At 37.1% G+C, this 19918-nt stretch carries 16 protein-coding genes; 4 read left to right on the top strand and 12 right to left on the bottom strand.

The features are described from left to right. Window positions 1-236 precede the first annotated feature (236 nt). Complete coding sequence (locus tag NST02_RS16175; RefSeq protein WP_095313575.1) at window positions 237-1931, bottom strand: M3 family oligoendopeptidase; 1695 nt, start codon at window positions 1929-1931, stop codon at window positions 237-239. A gap of 271 nt (window positions 1932-2202) precedes the next feature. Next, on the bottom strand, window positions 2203-2637 hold the full coding sequence (locus NST02_RS16180; RefSeq protein ID WP_095313577.1) for a MarR family winged helix-turn-helix transcriptional regulator: 435 nt from the start codon (window positions 2635-2637) through the stop codon (window positions 2203-2205). Between the two features lie 670 nt (window positions 2638-3307). Between NST02_RS16180 and NST02_RS16185 the strand changes: the two genes are divergently transcribed. Next, the gene (locus NST02_RS16185) at window positions 3308-4828 is read left to right on the top strand and encodes a PAS domain-containing sensor histidine kinase (RefSeq protein ID WP_137742772.1); all 1521 of its coding nucleotides are present in this window, start codon (window positions 3308-3310) and stop codon (window positions 4826-4828) included. A gap of 176 nt (window positions 4829-5004) precedes the next feature. On the opposite strand, the gene NST02_RS16190 is transcribed toward NST02_RS16185, so the two are convergent. Next, complete coding sequence (locus tag NST02_RS16190; protein WP_095313581.1) at window positions 5005-5994, bottom strand: phosphotransferase enzyme family protein; 990 nt, start codon at window positions 5992-5994, stop codon at window positions 5005-5007. Window positions 5995-6192: 198 nt separating this feature from the next. On the opposite strand from NST02_RS16190, the gene NST02_RS16195 reads away from it, so the two are divergent. The 3 genes from NST02_RS16195 to NST02_RS16205 all read left to right on the top strand — a co-directional run bounded on the left by NST02_RS16195 (window position 6193) and on the right by NST02_RS16205 (window position 8554). Next, a complete protein-coding gene (locus NST02_RS16195) occupies window positions 6193-7368 on the top strand; it encodes an MFS transporter (protein WP_095313639.1) in 1176 nt (391 codons plus the stop codon). Between the two features lie 175 nt (window positions 7369-7543). Then, on the top strand, window positions 7544-7861 hold the full coding sequence (locus NST02_RS16200) for a hypothetical protein (protein ID WP_095313583.1): 318 nt from the start codon (window positions 7544-7546) through the stop codon (window positions 7859-7861). A gap of 243 nt (window positions 7862-8104) precedes the next feature. Further along, window positions 8105-8554, top strand: a complete 450-nt coding sequence (locus NST02_RS16205; protein WP_095313585.1) for a YndM family protein — start codon at window positions 8105-8107, stop codon at window positions 8552-8554. Between the two features lie 268 nt (window positions 8555-8822). Here the strand turns inward: NST02_RS16205 and NST02_RS16210 are convergent, their stop codons facing one another. The 9 genes from NST02_RS16210 to NST02_RS16250 form a co-directional block, all read right to left on the bottom strand. Further along, window positions 8823-9107, bottom strand: a complete 285-nt coding sequence (locus tag NST02_RS16210) for a ferredoxin family protein (RefSeq protein WP_095313587.1) — start codon at window positions 9105-9107, stop codon at window positions 8823-8825. Then, the gene (locus tag NST02_RS16215; protein WP_095313588.1) at window positions 9107-10402 is read right to left on the bottom strand and encodes an FAD-dependent oxidoreductase; all 1296 of its coding nucleotides are present in this window, start codon (window positions 10400-10402) and stop codon (window positions 9107-9109) included. The genes NST02_RS16210 and NST02_RS16215 overlap by 1 nt, the downstream gene beginning before the upstream one ends. Then, window positions 10395-11423 carry an electron transfer flavoprotein subunit alpha/FixB family protein gene (locus NST02_RS16220; protein WP_095313590.1) on the bottom strand — a complete coding sequence of 343 codons (1029 nt, stop codon included), beginning with the start codon at window positions 11421-11423 and terminating at the stop codon, window positions 10395-10397. Before NST02_RS16220 ends, NST02_RS16215 begins: the two co-directional genes overlap by 8 nt. A gap of 42 nt (window positions 11424-11465) precedes the next feature. Next, window positions 11466-12284 (bottom strand): electron transfer flavoprotein subunit beta/FixA family protein, encoded by an 819-nt coding sequence (locus NST02_RS16225; protein ID WP_095313592.1) that lies wholly within the window; start codon window positions 12282-12284, stop codon window positions 11466-11468. Between the two features lie 778 nt (window positions 12285-13062). Continuing rightward, window positions 13063-13296: an aspartyl-phosphate phosphatase Spo0E family protein gene (locus NST02_RS16230; RefSeq protein WP_170943650.1), complete on the bottom strand. Its 234-nt coding sequence runs from the start codon at window positions 13294-13296 to the stop codon at window positions 13063-13065. A gap of 264 nt (window positions 13297-13560) precedes the next feature. Next, window positions 13561-14055 (bottom strand): methylated-DNA--[protein]-cysteine S-methyltransferase, encoded by a 495-nt coding sequence (locus tag NST02_RS16235; RefSeq protein ID WP_095313595.1) that lies wholly within the window; start codon window positions 14053-14055, stop codon window positions 13561-13563. Window positions 14056-14394: 339 nt separating this feature from the next. Next, entirely contained in the window at window positions 14395-15879 is a 1485-nt protein-coding gene (locus tag NST02_RS16240; protein WP_095313597.1) for a PAS domain-containing sensor histidine kinase, read from the bottom strand. Window positions 15880-16381: 502 nt separating this feature from the next. Continuing rightward, complete coding sequence (locus tag NST02_RS16245) at window positions 16382-18673, bottom strand: thiamine pyrophosphate-dependent enzyme (protein ID WP_137742771.1); 2292 nt, start codon at window positions 18671-18673, stop codon at window positions 16382-16384. Then, on the bottom strand, window positions 18673-19686 hold the full coding sequence (locus tag NST02_RS16250; RefSeq protein ID WP_095313601.1) for a 2-oxoacid:acceptor oxidoreductase family protein: 1014 nt from the start codon (window positions 19684-19686) through the stop codon (window positions 18673-18675). Before NST02_RS16250 ends, NST02_RS16245 begins: the two co-directional genes overlap by 1 nt. Window positions 19687-19918: the final 232 nt, after the last annotated feature.

The following is a 19918-nucleotide window of genomic DNA, read 5'->3' on the forward strand; positions in this document are numbered from 1 at the left end:
AGTCAATAATCTTACTGCCCGAACTTAAGCATTTAAAGCTATTTAGATTCCAAGTACTTTTGATATTGCTGGGAAGTGCAGCCAACAAGGAAAGCAACAAAGAAAGTGAACGTTTGCGGGCAGTAAGACAGTTTGAGCCATCTGCTTAGTATTTTTTTATCTTAAATATAACTGACAGCCCTTTTATATTGGGACTGGTTCGAAAGAAAATGAAAAGGGCAAAAGTCTCAAATCAATCATAAACTTTTATCATCAACAGTGTTTAACCATTTTTCAATTTCTTCAACTACGGACTGTACACAGCCTTCTTTAAATGGAGAAATTAAGTTTGCTTCCTTCACAAGTTCCGTAAATGGTAAACTCCCCCCTAATTTACACAGCTTTAAATAGTCACTCCATGCTTCCTCATGGTTTTCCCTGGAGCGCTTCCAGAATTGAAATGCACAGATTTGAGCCAAAGTGTAATCAATATAATAAAAAGGGGAGTTATAAATATGACCTTGACGCTGCCAAAATCCTCCATTTTCTAAATATACATTGCCATCATAATCTCGATGCGGCAAGTATGCCTTCTCAATTTCTCTCCAGACTGCCTTCCGTTCCTGTGGAGTTGCCTCCGGATGATCATATACCCAATGCTGAAATTCATCTACTGCAACTCCGTAGGGAAGAAATAATAGGCTTGAGCTCAAATGGGAAAACTTATACTTTTCTGTATCTTCTTTAAAAAATAATTCCATCCATGGCCAAGTGAAAAACTCCATACTCATAGAGTGAATTTCTGCTGCTTCATATGTTGGCCAATAATACTCCGGAATGTCAAAGTGACGGCTTAAATAAATTTGGAATGCATGGCCTGCTTCATGCGTTAATACATCAATATCACCGGAAGTACCATTAAAATTAGAAAATATAAACGGAGCTTTGTAATTTTCGATCAAGGTACAGTAGCCGCCTCCAGCTTTCCCCTTTTTTGCAACAAGATCCATTAAGTTCTCTTCTCTCATATATCGAAAGAATTCACCCGTCTCTTTGGAAAGTTCATTATACATCTGTTGACCGTTGTCAATAATCCATTCAGGATTGCCTTTCGGAACCGCATTGCCAGAAGTAAAATTAAATCCTTCATCAAAAAACTTTAAAGAATCGACGCCTATTCTTTCCTGTTGGCGTTTTCTTAATTTACTAGCAATCGGGACAATAAATTCTTTTACTTGATTGCGAAAATTAGCAACCATTTCCGCATTGTAATCCGTTCTGTACATTCTATAGTAAGCTAGTTCAACAAAATTATTATAGCCAAGCTTTTGAGCAATCTCTGTACGAACCTTCACTAATTCATCATAAATACGATCCAATTCATCCTCATGTTCTGCAAAAAAGCCAAAACGTGCAGTACTTGCCTTCTTTCTCATGCTTCGGTCCTTTGACTCTGTAAAAGGTTCTAATTGGGCAAGCGTTCTTTCTTCACCTTCAAACATTATTTTCGCAGAAGCGATAAGCTTAGTATATTCACTTGAAAGTTTATTTTCCGTTTGCAGCAGTGGCACCACTTCTGGAGAAAAAACCTTTAGTTGTGCTTCTGCAAGAGCAAATAACTGTTTGCCCCATTTCTTTTCAAGCTCTGGGCGAAATTTCGAATGAACTAATGCTTCATAATATTTTGTCACAAGCCCATCAATCTGTGGCTCTAATTCATCGGTGGCATCCTGTTCTTGCTTATAAAATACATCATTTGTATCAATTGAATGTCGAATATAGACTAAATTAAACATCGTTCCAACATCGTTGCGAATTTCATTAATCTTTTTCATTATTTCATTTTGCCCATCAGCGGTTTGTGCTTCATTGAAACTTTTAATCAATTCCTCAAAATTTCTTTCAATCGATTCTAAATCCGGTCTCGTATATGTAAACTGCTCAAATCCCACTAAATAGCCCCCTATTCGAAAAATTTAGAAATTACAAAGTAATTATACAAGAAAAAGACAAACCAGTCTATTTAATAGAAAAATAGGGCTTTGTTAAATGACGGTATTGATTTTTGCCTCTTTTACTCACCTTTTCAGGATATCTGAAAAAATATTGATGCTTACTAGATCGGATTTTTACAGCCAATATCCAAAAATGACAAAAGCCATCGAGAGGTTGCCTCTCGACGGCTTTTGTCGACACTCTGCAGCAATATGTCAATTGCCTTACTTACGAAACAGATAAACCCAATTTTTTCAAAAGGGCAATCGCTTCACCTTTTTCCTCATTAGAAAGTTCGGACATTATTTCATGAATTTTTTGTTCATGCTGAGGAAAAACATCTTCGATGAACTGCTTTCCACTATCGGTTATTTGCGCAAACGTAACCCTTCTATCACTTGGACAAGCTACACGAACTAAATATCCCTTTTCCTCCAGTTTGTCAACCACGTAAGTAATACTACCGCTTGCTAAAAGGATCTTTCCCCCAATTTGTTGGAGAGGTTGATCCCCTTTATGATAAAGCAATTCTAATACAGCAAACTCAGTCGGATTTAACCCATAAGTATGAATTAATTTATTGACATTTTCATTGACCGCGCGATAGGCACGGGATAATACGATAAATAGCTTAAGAGATTGTTTAATTTCATCGTTACTCATTTGTCTCAAATCCTTTAAACGAAATATAGTTATTCAAGACCTATGCCTACTTAGATCATTATTAGAAGAATTAGGAGAAGGTCCCATAATATCTTGATTTAAAACTATTATAGAGAAAACCCTTGTTCTATGTCAATTTCATGAAGCTTTTCACTTTATTATGGAAATTGTGAAGGCTTACTAAATCAAAATCTCTGTTATATTGGTCGTGTTATTTGGCCATTCAGCATAATCAAAAGCGTTTGAAACCAAGATTTCACACAAATGAACCAAAAATCGTAGTTAAACACAGACAAAAAAGTTCGTCTCTATAAATAATTCGCTGTTATTTAATGCTATAATATTAGTGAACTATCCAGTTTTTACAAAATCTAAAGCACTGTTAAAATTCATCATCATAAGCTGTTGTTTTATGCTGGAAATTAACATGGCGAAATTGCTCAAACTTTGACCATCAACAGCATGTGTACTTTTTTGCAATTTCTCGCTCAAATTTGATAAGGTGTGTATATTAACAAATTCACTTAACTAAAGGCTTTGTTATATGTCGGTGTTGATATTTGGCTTATTTTCTCTCTGGTTTCACATGCAATGAGCCAAAAAGCATTTTATCAACAATTCTATTTAACAAAGCCTAACTAAATAATGAATAAAGCTTTGGAGCCACTGAATGAAAAAACATCTGAAATTATTGATTATCTATATTTTTGTCGTATTTGTTCCTACCATTATTGGAAGTTCTTATTTCATCCATTTACGATCGATAATTAATTTAAATGAACGAATAAATGAAGCCAACTGGATTGCCTCGATTCATGAATCACATTGGGATAAGTTTATTAGCGGAACCGTTACTTCCCTCGAAATGATCTCTATGACCGCAAAAACTCTATTCGCTGATTTAGAGCAAATGAAACCTTTACTCGAAAAAGCCCACCAATCAGATCCACGCTATGGGGGAATTTATTTAGTAGGGAAAAATGGGGAGATTATTGCCGGTTCAAACCAGCATTTACACGAAAGTAACTATATTGAAAAAGAGTTAGTTGATGAAGTGATGAAAACAAAAGATGTTATCATCTCAAATAAGTCATTTTCTTTAGAAAACGGACAAACGGTCATTGGAATTTCCTATCCAATATTAGCCGGAAACAATGAATTGATGGCAGTATCATTGGCACTGTTACGAATTGATTACGTTGAAAACTTAATGAAAGTTCTCACACCTGACTCAAAAATTTTGCTGTTGAGTGCAAATGAAAATATATTAATGACATTTAATATTAAAAAAACCGATAAAATCGAAGACCTTTCAAATGAGGAGAAATGGGTCACTTACCCGATTGAGCGTCTGCCATGGAAAATAAAAGTGAAGGTGGATGAGGAAGAAAAAACTGCGATATATTCATTGATCATTATTGGAATTCATTTGATCCTCACCCATATTCTATTTTTATTAATCAATTATTTATTGCTTAAGCGTCAAGCAGCAATCGAAAGAAAAGAGAATGAGGTGCAAAAGCTAGAACTAGTCGGCACTTTAGCGGCCAGCACCGCCCATGAAATCCGCAATCCATTAACGGGGATTAAAGGGCTTGTACAGCTTCTTAGTGAAAAATACGATGAACCGACTGATCGCATGTATTTTTCCGTCATTGATAAAGAAATAGAGCGGATCAATGAAATTGTGAGTGAATTTCTAATCTTAGGGAAGCCGACAGCGCAAAAAATGGAGATTGTTGATATTTCTGGTGTTCTTAGAGAACTTTACCCACTGATTTTATCGGAGGCAACGTTTAATAGAGTCCATCTTCATTACGAAGTTGTACCAGAACCAGTTCTTGTCAAATGTACAAAAGACCAAATGAAGCAAGTCATTTTAAATATTACAAGAAATGCTTTTGAAGCAATGAAGGGCGAAATAAAATGCGATGGAATCCTGACAATAGAACTGCGTAAAGAAAACCATCTCTGTGAAATTATCATTACGGATACAGGAGTTGGAATCAACGAAAAGGTGATTGAGCAAATATTTACTCCTTTTTATACTTCAAAAGAAACAGGAACTGGACTCGGTCTAGTCGTGTGCAAACGTATTTTACAATCATTTAATGGAGAAATTTTAATCACAAGCGAAGAACATAAAGGAACTACAGTCACACTTAAACTACCTTTAATAGGTTCTTCTTAACAAACAACCCTCTTTTAAAGGCAGTCCTGTTTTCATCCAAAACAGAACTGCCTTTTGCATTCTTATGAAAAAACGTTTTTGTCGAGTATCCATAAAAAAGGAGAGACGAGTGCTGAAAATTGCTAGTAACTGGATATAAATACCTCATTTGAAAGAGATATTCACAGCAACAAATTCTATAATTTAATGAGCGGCTCATTCCTTTCAATGCGTGCTCTTATTTCCTTTAACAGAGCTTTGACCCGCTCACTTCGATCCTCTGTGGCAATTTTCTTATGAAATACAGAATATAGTGTTACATCTCTTAACCGCAAAAAAAGTAAAACTTGCTTTATCCAATCATCTGGCAAATTATTTTCTGTTGTATAGCCCGCTATGAAAGACTCTAAAAAGATGCTAGCAAATGCATCCCTTTCGCCTTTCTTATTGTCAGGATAACGAAATAAAGTGGCGTAATATATTGGAATTGCAATATCTGAACAAAACCAGTGAAAACAACAATCATCAAAATCAAATACATGAATGTCCTTTCCATCATAAAAGAAGTTACCTTGATGAAGATCAGAGTGAATCAAGCCGTATTGGTCAGCCGTTCTTTCTAAACGTTCAATGTTTGCAATCAGCTTTTTCGCATTGGAAATAACAAGCTCCTCTTCCTTAGGAATGTACCTCTCGATTGCAAGTAGCTCATCTTCATTCCAATGTAACCTTTCTTTCACTCCCTCCCCACGGTGATACTCTTTCGTTGCAGAATGAATTTTCCCAATCGTACTCCCCCATTGATAAAATAATTTCTTTGAAAAATTCTCATCATTAACCTTGACTGGACTGCCTGGAGCCTTTGAGAATAAGGACCCAAAAAAATAGGAACCATCCCTTGCCCGTATGGCTGCAACAAGCTTGCCTTTAACAGTTTCGTAGACTTTTGGCACATTCATCCCGCAATTGTGAAGATAGTTGATCCAATCCAATTCTGAACAAATGGATTCCTGACTTCTATGCGAACTATGAGTGAGCCTTAAAATATATGATTGTTTATTCTTTACTACTTCATAAACATAATTCTCAAAATCACCAAGCTTTTGCATTTCTTTTTGAATTGAAAACTGTTGAAAGGCTGTCTTCATAATTTCGTCTGTAAATACATCAGCAACTCTTTTTTCCAAGCCCAATCCCTCCGATTGATTATTAACATCTTCATTTAATTCCTCTTCTCGAAGTGAAATCCTTCATTCTTTTAAATTTTTTTTACGAAATCGATCAAATTCATCCCAATTTCTTGTAAGATAGCATTATCATTATTCGAAAGAAGGGTATAAATTTTGAGTCAAGCTGCAATAACTTCTCAACTATACAAAAAGGAAATGGAGAAGACGAATTACAAAATTCTGATCATTATGGGTATTTGCCACTTATTAAACGATTCTATTCAGGCAGTTGTTCCTGCTATGTTTCCCATCCTTGAAAAATCGATGGGATTGACCTTTACACAGTTAGGAATTATCGCTTTTGCACTAAATATGGTTGCTTCCATTATGCAGCCAGTCGTTGGAATCATGACTGATAAAAAACCTATGCCTTTTGCTTTACCAGTAGGTTTAACATCCACATTGATTGGAGTATTTGGGCTCGCTTTTGCTCCCTCATTTGCTTCAATTGTCTTGTCTGTCCTATTGATCGGTATAGGCTCTGCCGTTTTTCATCCAGAGGGTTCGCGAGTCGCTTACATGGCCGCTGGACAGAGGAGAGGCCTCGCTCAATCTATTTATCAAGTAGGAGGAAATTCTGGGCAAGCACTTGCTCCACTCATTACTGCTCTAATATTAGTTCCATTAGGGCAAAGAGGTGCAGTCTGGTTTACTTTTGTTGCGGCTATCGCCGTTTTGCTTTTAGTATACATCGCAAACTGGTATACAAAGAAGCTGCGCTTCGATTTAGAAATTTTAAAGCGAAAAGGCAAGGAAGCGACTGCAATAAGTTCCCCTTATTCAAACAAAATTGGGCTCTACTTAACGCTGCTTTTATTTTTAATTTTTGCCCGTTCATGGTACGTATCTGGAATGACCAATTACTATGCGTTCTTTGCGATTGAAAATTACCAGTTTTCCATACAAAAAGCCCAGGTTTATTTATTTGCCTTTTTAGTAGCTGGAGCCATCGGGACATTTTTTGGCGGACCTTTAGCTGACCGCTTTGGAAAAAGAAACATTATTTTGCTATCACTAATCGGAACATTACCATTATCCATTTTGCTTCCATTCGCTTCACCAGCTTTTGCTTTTATCCTTTTGGCATTAACAGGATTTGTCCTCATGTCAAGCTTCTCTGTTACAGTTGTTTATGCTCAGGAACTTGTCCCTGGAAAGATTGGATTAATGTCTGGTTTAACAGTCGGTTTGGCATTTGGCATGGGAGCCATCGGTTCAGTAGTTTTAGGATATTTAGCAGATCAAATTGGGATCACGTTAACCATCATTTTGACAGGCTTTCTCCCAATCTTAGGGGTATTGACATTATTCCTACCACAAGATAAAAAGTAAATTTCTGCAAACAGGAACATCGACCAAGCATTATTGTTCGTATTTTCCTGTTTCTTTTTCGTTTAATCGTTTTAATTTTTCGAAAATTAGTAACAAAATAGAGCTACATTTGCTTACATTACCATATATAATAATAATACAAAATAAAAAATGATGGGAAAGGAGGAATTACACCATGCATTTCCAAAATTATCGCGATTTTTATCAATTGAAACTCATCCCAATTAACTTTAATGACAAAATACCATCAAGTGATGTTACACATTGGCTCATTGCATTAGAAGGGCATGCTCCTTCCGATGTTTCTGAATTTTATATTTGGAATGTCGTCGTTTATCAAGCAAACTCTGATGGGTATTTCCATGAGAAAAAACCATATTATATTTCTTCAAGTTTTAATTGCTTCCATAAAGCATGTCAAGCAGCATCAAAATTAACAGAGAAAATGAAAAACCCCCATTTTAATTTTGTTGCCACTGAAAATATTGGCTAACCTCACTTACTCTTCTATTAGCATCTCCCTTCTTTTTAAAAATCCATGTGAAAAACTATACAGATAGTAAGAAAAACAATTAAAATATCGTAAAAATTTTCTTCATTACCCAAGAAATCATTAATAAAAATTTAATTTTAAGACAAACTAACGATAACAGGTGATGAAGAAGGATAACTAATGTTTAGAATGTGCAACTGCTTCATCCTTGTGAAACTTTTTCTCATAAGAAAGGTGGTTAGTATGGAACATTTTAAGGCATTAGCACTTAAATTTCTTGCAACGTTGGCACTTTTGTATATTATTTTAGGCTTATACTATGGAATGACGTTTGGAACGGTATTTCTAATTACACTTATCGTAGGAATTATTTCTTATATTATAGGTGATTTAGGAATTCTTCCAAGAACAAACAATGCCATTGCAACATTAGCTGATTTTGGACTAGCGCTAGCTGTCATTTGGGTGATGATTTCATTGTTAACTGCTTCAACAAATGCATTTACGATGGCATTATTTTCTGCTATCGGAGTAGCGATCTTTGAATTTTTCTTCCACAGCTATATGGCAAATATCTTGAAAAATCCTCAAGATCGGAATGATCAAACAAAAAGAAGAGATCTGCAATATCAAACTGAAGCGTCGGAAGAATTTACACCAGAGGTTAATAAAGATTACGAAAATAGAAGATAAAAAACAAAAGGCGAAAGCGTCTTCGGAACAATCATAAAACAGATTGTTCCTGTGATGCTTATTCTTGAAGCCTTTCCCTAGTGCTCATCGCCGTACATAACTGAAGGGCCTGTTCTTTCGATAAAGGAAACCTACGGTGCTTATCGTAGGGAGGAGACCTGAAGTTTGTCAGGGGATAGGCGCTGGAGCATAACATAGATACACTCATTGAAAAAATGGTACATTTCCTGCAAAGAAAAAGTGGAAGCTGTTTGCTTCCACTTTTTTTCTAAGCAAGCCTAAAAACGATGCCATGTCCACCTTTTGGATATTCCCACTTAATGTTTTGCTGCGGGCAGCCGATTCGACAACTTCCACATTCATGGCAGCCTTCATACCCAACTTGCATTCTCGTTCCTTCCCATTTATACACTTCCGCTGGACAAAAAATGGTACAAAATTTTTCCGGACAATTGTTTTGGCAAACCTCATGGTTAACAATCGTTAAATGTGATTTTGTGTCTGCCTTAAATCGAGTTAAATATTGTTTTTCTTCAATTGTACTTGTAGACATTATTTCACCGCCTTCCATGCACGGTAAAGATCTTTGATCACATTAAGAGTTCCCTTTTCCCCTGTAAACCCTTTAACAATTTGTTTTTGCTTTTCTCTCTTCGGTGTGCCATCAACGGTAAAAAATTTACTCATTGCTTGATTCAACATTGGAACATAATCGTTGAAATACTGTGGGTGATGCTCAAATGTATGAGCTGCATCCTTATATTTCTCCAAATCTTTTAGGATAAAGCTTTCATACAACGCTTCCCGATACTTATTCAAGCTTGCTTCACTAAAATCTTGACGTTCTTTAGCTTTAATAATCGCCTCTGCAGCCATTTTTCCAGACGCCATTGCCATATTAGATCCTTCGCGATGGATGGCATTGACAAGCTGAGCAGCATCACCAACGACGACCACTCCATGCCCAGCCACTTTTGGAACTGAATGAAATCCACCTTCAGGTATTAAATGGGCAAGATATTCAACAGACTCTCCTCCGGCAAGGAGCGGTGCGACCATCGGATGGTTTTTTAAGTAATCTAATAAATCATAAGGTTTTAGTTTAGCGTTCATCATACTCGATAATGTTGTTCCAACACCGATATTCAAACTGTCTTTATTTGTATACAGAAAAGCTGTTCCTAAGTTTCCTTTTGTTGAATCACCGAATATTTCAATCGTACATCCTTGATTGTCTTCAAGATTGAATCGATCGTTAATTTTTTCCTTCGGTAAATTGATGACCTCCATGACCGATAGAGCGACTTCATCTGGCTTTAGCTCTTTACGAAAGCCTAACTGTTGGGCTAAAAGTGAATTAACCCCATCTGCTAAAACAACTACATCTGCCAAAATCTCTCCATCGGGACGGTCTGTTTTGACCCCAACCACTTTATCATTTTCAACGATACATTCTGTGACAACCGTCTCATTTATTAAAAGAACCCCTTGCTCTACTCCCTTTTGGGCAAACCATCTATCAAAAGGAGCACGTAAAACAGTAAAGTTATTGTAAGGCTCCTTTGCCCACTCCAACCCTTTGTAGCCAAACGTAACGGTCGACTCTTTATCCATCATCCAAAAGCGCTGTTCGACAATCGGCCTTTCTAACGGTGCATCATTCCAAAATTCTGGAATAATCTCTTCCGTTTGCTTACGGTATAATACCCCTCCCATTACATTTTTGCTACCAGGGTATTCTCCTCTTTCAATTTGCAATACTTTTAAACCACTTTTCGCACAAAGATACGCACAAGCGGTACCAGCAGGGCCTGCTCCAACTACTATCACATCGAATTTCTCAGACATAGCTTACTTCACCGCCTTGTTCCACTCGCAATTGTTTTACCTGTTCGATCAATTTCGGAACAACTTCATGGGCATCGCCAACAATTCCATACGTGGCGACTTCAAAAATTGGTGCATTTGGATCGTTGTTGATCGCAATAATAAGCTCAGAATTTTTCATTCCAACAACATGCTGAATCGCTCCTGATACCCCGATCGCAAAATATATTTTTGGAGTAACCGTTTCGCCTGTTTGGCCAATTTGCAACTCATGAGGAAGCCATCCAGCCTCTATTACATCTCTTGTACCACCTACGCTTGCCCCGATTGTATTAGCAAGTTCATGAATCAATTTAAACCCCTCGGCATCCCCAAGCCCTTTACCTCCACAAACGATAACATGCGCATCAGCCAAATTTGCCTTTTTCGTTACATCCTTCACAATGTTGATAACCTTTGTCCTCATATCCTCTTCATTTAATACAATCTCCTCTTCGATGATTTTTCCTTGTCTACTTTCATCAAAGGATAGTGCCTTCATTACTTTCGGACGAACGGTCGCCATTTGCGGGCGATTTTTCTTACATAAAATGGTTGCCATTATATTACCACCAAATGCCGGCCGACTCGCTTCCAGCAGCCTTTTATCAATATCAACATCCAACATCGTTGTATCGGCTGTTAATCCAGTGCTTAAATCTGTTGCAACGGCACTTGCCAAATCCTTACCATTTGGGGTTGCTCCGTATAAGAATATTTCTGGCTTATACTTTTCCGCCAAAAAGTTAACACCCTTCATATAGGATTCTGTTCGGTAATGTTTTAAAACAGGATGATCGATTAAATAAACAATGTCCGCTCCGTAGCCAATGACTTGAGATGAAAGCTCTCTTATTCCTTCACCTAATAAAACACCTGCAAGCGGTACATCTAATTTTTCAGCGAGTTTGCTACCTGCTCCTAATAATTCCTTAGAAACTCCGGCAATCTCCCCATCGCTCTGTTCGATAAATACCCATACACCACGATACTCTTCTATCATGTAGGTCTCCCCCATCATCTTGACTTATTGAAATATTGTTCACTACTTCACATTAAGAAGTTCTTTTCTCTCTGATAATACTTCAATCAGCTGTTTCACTTGTTCATCGACAGCTCCTTCGAGTAGCTTTCCGCCGTCTAATTTCGGAGGTGTAAACATTTTTCCGACGACAGTCGGTGAACCTTTTAATCCAAGCTGGGCTTTATCAACTGCTTCTAAGTCTCCAACTGACCAAATATTTGGCTTATATCGGGCAGCTCTAATCATATTTGGTAATGGAGAGTAGGCAATTTGATTAATTTCCTTTTCTACAGTCAAGAGGCATGGTAGCTGAACTTCGAGCTCTTCATAGCCATTCGTAAGCTTTCTTTTGACTAGTATTATCCTATTCTCCTTGTCAAATTTAGTCACTTCAATGACATTTGTAATCGGTGGAATATCCATTCTTCTAGCAATTCCTGGACCAACTTGACCGGTATCCCCATCAATAGCATGCTTTCCGCATATCACGATATCAATGGGATGCTTAGCAGCTATTTTCTCCAATGCTTTTGACAATGCATAACTAGTGGCCAAAGTATCTGCTCCGGCAAACGCACGGTCTGAGATTAAATAGCCCTCATCTGCCCCAATCTCAATGCTTTTCTTAATCACTTCAGTTGCTTGTGGTGGCCCCATAGATAAAACAGAAATTTTTCCCTGCCCTAAAGCTTGCTTGAGTTTAACAGCTTCTTGTACGGCATGTGCATCATAAGGATTTAAAATGGCTGGTGCGCTCCGCCTGTCAAGCGTATTTGTCTTTGGATTAATTTTAATAATTTTTGTGTCTGGCACCTGTTTAACACAGACGACAATATGCATGCGTTAAAAACCCCCTTCTTAGTTCGATAAATTTCACCATATATTTTGTAATGACTTCTGCTACGAAGACATATTACAAACAGCTACGATTCGGTTATAAATAAATTGTGTTAACCATTCATGTTGTTGGATTTTTTACAATGTTTGAAGTTCTGGAAGCTTGTTGAAGGAATCAATTGGAGTTAGGTTGTTTTTTTACAAGTATGTCGGTCTCGCTAGCGGATTGATGCTTGGCCACAAACTTTTTACCCTTTCATTTGTCCTGTATTTTCTTTTTTACATTTCAGACTATCTCAATGTTGCATTTTATTTTACCGTGTTGCTGAAAGAACACTCTCTCAATGTAAGCTCTCTTTCACTATGTTTTATTGGTTCAGAGCTAAGTCATATTGCTGAACAGAGTCTTAATAAAAACCATTGAAATCGTTTACACTCATCATATATTAATTACTCATCATGCAACTATGATTTTTATCACATAATTCAAAATTTCCCATTTTTCCAATACTGTTTTAAGCGTTGGCTTTGTTAAAAATCTTGTTGAGAGAAACAATTTTTGGGCTCATCTTCTCAGTAAGCCTTTCAGCATGCGTGAGAAACCCTAATTTGACAGAAAATGAGCCAAAAAATCAGCAGCAGCATATAACAAAGCTTAAATATTATAGATTCAAAATGATCTTAATCGGGATAATGAATAAACGTCATCGTAAAAAAAGCGGTAGACAAAGAAAAAGAAGACCTCTTTTGAAGCCTCCAAGCTTGTACAACTATTAAGTTTTTAGGCTAGCACCTGTACTTGTGGGATAATAAACATCATTTGTCTGAAATTTAGCCTCATTTCGTCTTCTCTTTTATTACTAAAAAGACATTGATATTCATAAATGAGTTGATCTAGCTCCTGGCTGTATCGAATCGTATCATCATTTGTGAAACCTTTTCTATTTGCTGTTTCAATCATTTTCTCTCTCTTTTTTTGTATTTCATCCAGCATTAACCTACTATCATATTGCACCTCATATCCCCCTAATCATCATCCCATAATCCATTTCATTAGGCTCTATTTTGTATTTCCAATCTGGAACATACGTTTATCATAGTTAATGCCAAAATCATAGGAAACATATCTTTTATAGTATCCTTGATGAATTATTACAAGAATTAATTCAAAAGTAAATAGAATCGCAATATTAGACAAAAAAATCTCCAAACTTAACAATAAATCTCAATCTTCTAAGGAATCTACCAGTTTAATTCGACATTTTTCTTCTCTTTTCTTTCACTTTTTAAATGAGGCGCCTTCTAGTAAGAGAAGCTGTTCTTTTATATTTGTCCGCTTCCCAGCATAACCTGTCAACGTTTTATCCTTGCCTATTACTCGGTGACAAGGAATAAAAATAGGTAATTGATTTGCTTTATTAGCCTGTCCAATCGCCCTCACTGCTTTTTCATTTCCGATTGCCAATGCAATGTCTTGGTAGCTCTGCGTTTTTCCATATGGAATTTCCTTTAATGCTTCCCATACCTTCATTTGAAATGAAGTTCCCTTTGCCCGTAACGGGAGGTCAAATGTTTGCCTTTCTCCGGCAAAATATTGATGTAATTGGGTAACTGCTTTCATTAATAATGGTTGTTCCTGATCCAAAGCAATGAATTTCTGATCTTCCGCTTCAATGAAATCTTCCTTGCGCTGATAGAGAGCGGTAATACTATTATTTTCTGTAACGATATAAAGCTGACCGATGATCGAATCATAGGTTGCGTAATATTTCATTTTTCTCAACCATCCTTGTTTAAAAATTACGTGCTTGAAAGAACAAAAGGGCAGGGGACAAGGAATAATTGAAGTGCAAATTATTCCTGCATTCTAACAGTCAAAAAAGCTTTCATTTGTGCTCGGACGCAGGACAAACGATAAAGGTCTGCTATCAATAAAGGAAACTTACGGTACAAGCACCACCATTGCCTTAGTCGATTGTATACCGATTTGTGAAAGTCACATGGTTTGCAACGACTGAAATCGCTCAGAAAAAGTAAGTATCATTTCCCTTTTCAAAATATTAATTTAAATCATGCGATGAAATATTGTTCATCTCAATTTACCATTGTACATTTATGAAATCGATTTAATAGGCAATTTAATATGAAAGGTCGTGCCTTTACCTTCCTCACTTTCAACTTCAATTTTTCCTTTATGTTCATCAATAATCCGATAGGAAACCATCAATCCTAACCCTGTACCCTTTTCCTTCGTCGTATAAAATGGCTCTCCTAGTTTTTGGAGCAGTTCTGCATCAATTCCTTCTCCCTCGTCTTGAATGGAGACGTATATATAATCACTCTCTTCCTTCATTGAAATATTAATAAATCCACCATTGCTCATTACTTCAATCGCATTTTTTATAATGTTTATAAACACTTTTTTCAATTGATTGGGCTCGCAATAGATCGATGGAATATCATTCTTTAACTCCAGCTTAAATTGAACATTATGTAGTACGGCTTGTGGCCGTAACAGCTCGATTGTCTCCCTCATAATCTGGACTATGTCTTTTTCTAAAAATTTCGTTGCTTGAGGCTTGGCTAACACTAAGAACTCATTAATGATCGAATCGATCCGGTTCAACTCTGTTTTTATTACGCCAAAGTACATAGAGTGATCGTCGGTCATCGTATCTTCCAATAATTGAATAAATCCTTTCAGGGCTGTCATCGGATTGCGAATTTCATGAGCAATTCCAGCAGCAAGTTGTCCAACTACACTTAAAGTATCTGATTTGCGCAAATGTTCTTCAATTTGGAGTTTATCGGTAATATCTCGAAACGTACTTAAATTTAAATTCGAAAACACATTCTGCTTCGTTGAATATTCCATATTCAGACGGACACCACTCTCGAGTGTCATTGTTAAAATGCCTGTAGCATGACCGTGTAACCGAAGCTGTTTTAAATGCTCCTCGATTTCCTTTGAATCAACTTTTTTGTTTGCAAGTATATCGAGCAAAGAATGGCCAACTAAATCTTCTTTACGACCTCTAAAAAGCTTTTCTCCTGCCGGATTGACATCTACAATTTTAAATTCATTGTTCCAAAGCAATAAGCCCTCTAATGTTTCTTCAAAAATGCTCCGAAATTTTCTCTCTCTTTCCCGCAATTCTTGTTCCATCTCGTATCGCTCTGTAACATTCCGAAAAATAGTCATATGATGGTCGTTTACCGAATGAAGCTTTGTCGTAAATTCGAGTATTTTCTTTTGTCCATTCGGCATTAGAAAAACTAGTTCATCACGTATTGAATCTTTATTGTACATTTCATTAAGCACTTTAATCGATTTACTGGATTTGCTATAAATAAAGTCCTCAATTTTTTTATTTTTTAATTCCTCTTCACTGCTCTCAAAGATTTTACACGCCGATTGATTCGCCTCAACGATTCCCTTTTCACTGCTCCAAAATATTATGCCATCTAACGCCTCTACAAATAAATCCCGGTACAGTTCTCCCTGTTTTTGCACCTTATCTTCACGTATTGGCCATCTTGCGTCCTTTTTTACGGCTACTGACTGTAATTCCATATGATTTTGCTGACACTCTTTCACCGTTTTCCCCCCTTTGTGCAAAGTAAATGAAATCCTCTAGGTTTTTCAAAACTTTATCATACAACACTGCAAGTTTTGAAAAAGACGGCGTTTCGCAACCTTAACAGCACTATTTCAGTTATTTCCTGCGGTTTAAAACTGCTATAATTTTCCTAAGGAAAGATGAATATAGTTTCTATTCTACAAAAGGGAAAAAAACCCTTCCTTCTTAATTAGAAAATGAAGAAGATTTATTGAGAATGTTGAATCTTATCGAATTAAACAATAGAGCCGGTTTCAATTTTGACGCATTCACATGCTCCTGAACGCTAACCATAGCGAAAAACGCCGTAGACTCTTTTCCAATATTAAGAAAAGAGCCTACACGTCGTAATTATTATTCTATTTCAGACAAACGTCCCCAGTTTACTCCTTGTGAAATTTTTCTTTCTACAAGAATGAAATTTTCATGCAGCTTTCACCACTAGCAAATGGCTCTTTATTTCACTTTGGCATAAAAGATTTACAACAATGGATTTTCATGCTGCGCCTTTAATCGATTCCATCTTCTTTCTATTTCCTTCTCAAAATTTGCAAGAAGTTCTTTATTTTCTTCCTTTAATAAATGCTTAGTTTTTCCCATATATTTTAACCACTCAGTTAAAGGAATGGCCTTTTTCTTTGTTTCAGGATTATACGTAATCGTTGTTTCTCCTTGTTCCACTTCATATAATGGGAAGAAATTACAATTTACCGCAGCTTCCATAATCGTATTACCATAACGGTCTTCAGATTTCCAATTTAAAGGACAAGTGATTAAAATTTTTCCATAGACAGTCCCAACATGTTGTGCATACCACTGAGCTTTCGCTGCTTTTTTCACAAGGTCCTGTGGAAAAGCTTCAGTTCCAGTAAACACGTATGGAATGTTAGCAGACGCCATAATTTGTGCTGTATCCTTATGATGGAATGCCTTACCTTGTTGTCTTTTCCCCACATTTGTTGTACTTGTCATATTTCCAATTGGAGTTGAATAAGACATCTGAGATCCTGTATTCATATAACCTTCGTTATCATACTCAAGAATAATCAGCTTATGATTGCGAAGAGCCGTTCCGATCGCTGAGCCCATTCCAATATCCATACCACCATCACCAGTAACCATAACAAACGTGACATCATCAGATACTTGAACTTCACCCCGCTCCTTTAATTCTAAGAAAGCTTCCAAAGTACCGGATAAGGTTGCCGCACCATTTTGAAATAAATTGTGGATCGTCGTTTGCTTATGGGAGGAGTACGGATAAGCAGTTGTCGTCACATAAGCACATCCAGTTTGGAATAAAACAACGACATCTCCTTCTATACCTTTAAAAAACAACTCTAGTCCACCAAAAATGCCACAGCCTGGACAAGCCCCGTGCCCTGAAGCAATTCGCTTTGGTTTTGAAGTTAAAGCCCTTAATGGTGGGATTTTAACCTTTAGTTTCTTTGTTTCTTCATCTTGTGTTACTTGGATCAGTCCCGTTTTGTACACATCTCCATACTGTGGCTCGATCACTGGTTTTAAAGCATTTTCAGATTTACCTGGAACATGGCCATAATAATCAAATGGTTTTACAGCATAGCCCTTTTCCATCGCTTCTAATGCCATATTAAAGAAATGTTCTGCATCATCGGCATAAAAGTCTTTTCCGCCTAAACCAAAGACTCTGCTTAAAACAATCGTTTTATTCTCTTTATCATCCTGTAGTGCAGATTTAACTTCGTGCGTTAAATTTGGACCGTTCGCACCGTAAGAGTCTGCTCTTTCTCCAACAAGTAAGGCTTTGACATTTTTCAATGCATTCCTAATTGCTTCAGAAGGAAATGGTCTGATGATATTCGGACTAATGACACCTGCTTTTATTCCTTGCTTGCGCAGCTTGTCAACGACATCCTTGGCAGACTCTGCCGCAGAATTTAAGAGGAATAAAGCCACCTCAGCATCTTCCATTTTATATAAATCAAGAACAGGGTAATCACGACCGGAAATTTTTGCATATTCCGCTGCCACTTCCTCAAACACCTCAGCAGCTGCATACATTGCTTCTGATTGTTGAAAATGATTGTTTGTTAAATCTTCCCCGTTCATATGGGCTCCAATTGTTACTGGCTTTCGTGGATCTCTGGCAAAGTGATAATCCGTCGGACATTCCCCCACAAAGCTTTGCACGGCATTGCGATCTTTGAAATAGCTTACTTTCCGCTTCTGATGGGAGGTAAAGAAACCATCATATGCCACAATAACAGGAAGTCGTACTTTACAATGTTCCGCAATTTTTAATGCCATAATATTCATATCATAGACAGCCTGGGGAGTTCTTGCTGTTAAAATGACCCATCCTGTATTTAATGCATAATAAAGGTCTGAATGATCACCGCGAATATCTAACGGGCCGCTGATCGAGCGGGTTACTAGATTCATCACCATAGGGAAACGCGTCCCCGATTGAACAGGAAGCTGTTCGAGCATGTACATAAATCCATTTGCACTTGTAGCATTAAAAACCCTTGCTCCAGTTACCGCTGCACCATAGCAAATTCCTGCTGAACCATGCTCTCCATCAGCTGCAATTAGCTTAATATCATGTTCTCCTCGAGCCTTCATTTGATCTAAATATTGTGCTACTTCAGTTGAAGGGGTGATCGGAAAGTACCCCATAATATGATAATTAATTTGAGCAGCTGCCATCGCAGCCATTTCATTTCCTGATTCAAAGGTCATAAGTTGTTCTGCTTTCGTCTCTTTCAACTCAGTTTCTAATATTGACATTAGGAAACACCTCCTGCTACATATGGGAAGTTATGCTTCACTTGATGCTCTTCTGCAAAACCGATTTTTTCCCGGATTTCTTTTAAAGCTGAAGTTGGACATGCCTCCACACACTTTAAACACCCTTTACAAAATTGATAATCAATTCCCTTAAGAAACATTTGCTTCCGCCCTCGTTTGTCTTCTCCCTCTTCCCAGACAAAGCAATAATCAGGACAAACATTGTCACATGCCGCACAATGAATACATTCTTCACGGTTCAATTCTGGCAAAAATCCTTGCCTTGAGCCGCTTAAATCTTTTAATATACTATTTCCTTGAGCTGCAATGACTCCGCCGAGAGCTTGAGTTTCATAGCCTAATAGAGGGTCTGGTCTGCTAAATGTTTTTCCGACAGCATTAACAGGAGTTTCAAATGTACGAAAATGCACTTCTTGATAACCACGATCAAAAGTGCGAATATTTGGCTCAACTAAATGGGGATACTTTTTTTCAAATGTTTTGCGAATAACTGATCTCATCGCATCTGGATCAAGAAAATCACAAATACGGAAAAGAGCACCTAACATTGCTGTATTGACTTTTGTCCGTTCTTCAACAGCAATACCTAGCGCGTCGACAATCGCTAACGTGCCATACTCGATTTGTAAATCTTCCTTTATAGCTGAAAAATCTCTTGTTGAATTTACGAGCACGATTCCATCTGAGGTGAGGCCGCTGACAACATCTACTGTTTTGTAGAGTGCTTCATGAAACACGCCAATCACATGGGGTTGTTCTATTGGACTGTGATCTCGAATTTCGACCTCTTCATCGCAGAAACGGATGAAACTTTTGACTGGAGAACCTTTCTTTTCAGATCCATAGGATGAAAAGTTTGAACCATTTAATCCCAGCCCAAGCACTCCTGCTTCAGCTAGCATTTTTCCTGCTAAATTTGCTCCTAATCCACCGATCGACTCTAAACGTATTTCAAAAAATCCCAATGAATTTTTTTTCGGTAAAATAGACATAATCTCCCTCCCTATATACGTCCTGTGTGAATAGTTTTTTTATCCCCAATTATCAGTTTAGAGTAATTCATTTGTGCTAGCTGTGATAAAAATCAAACATAAGCATAAAAAATTTGAAACAGTTAAAAAAATCTATATATACAAAGGATGAAAGTTATATAACAGTGTTATTTTTGTATTATAACAGAATTGGTTGTTTTCATAACAATGGCACCTTACTTCATCCTTATCA

It is taken from the genome of Robertmurraya sp. FSL W8-0741 (genome assembly GCF_038004005.1).
In the GTDB taxonomy this organism is placed as follows: domain Bacteria; phylum Bacillota; class Bacilli; order Bacillales; family Cytobacillaceae; genus Robertmurraya; species Robertmurraya siralis.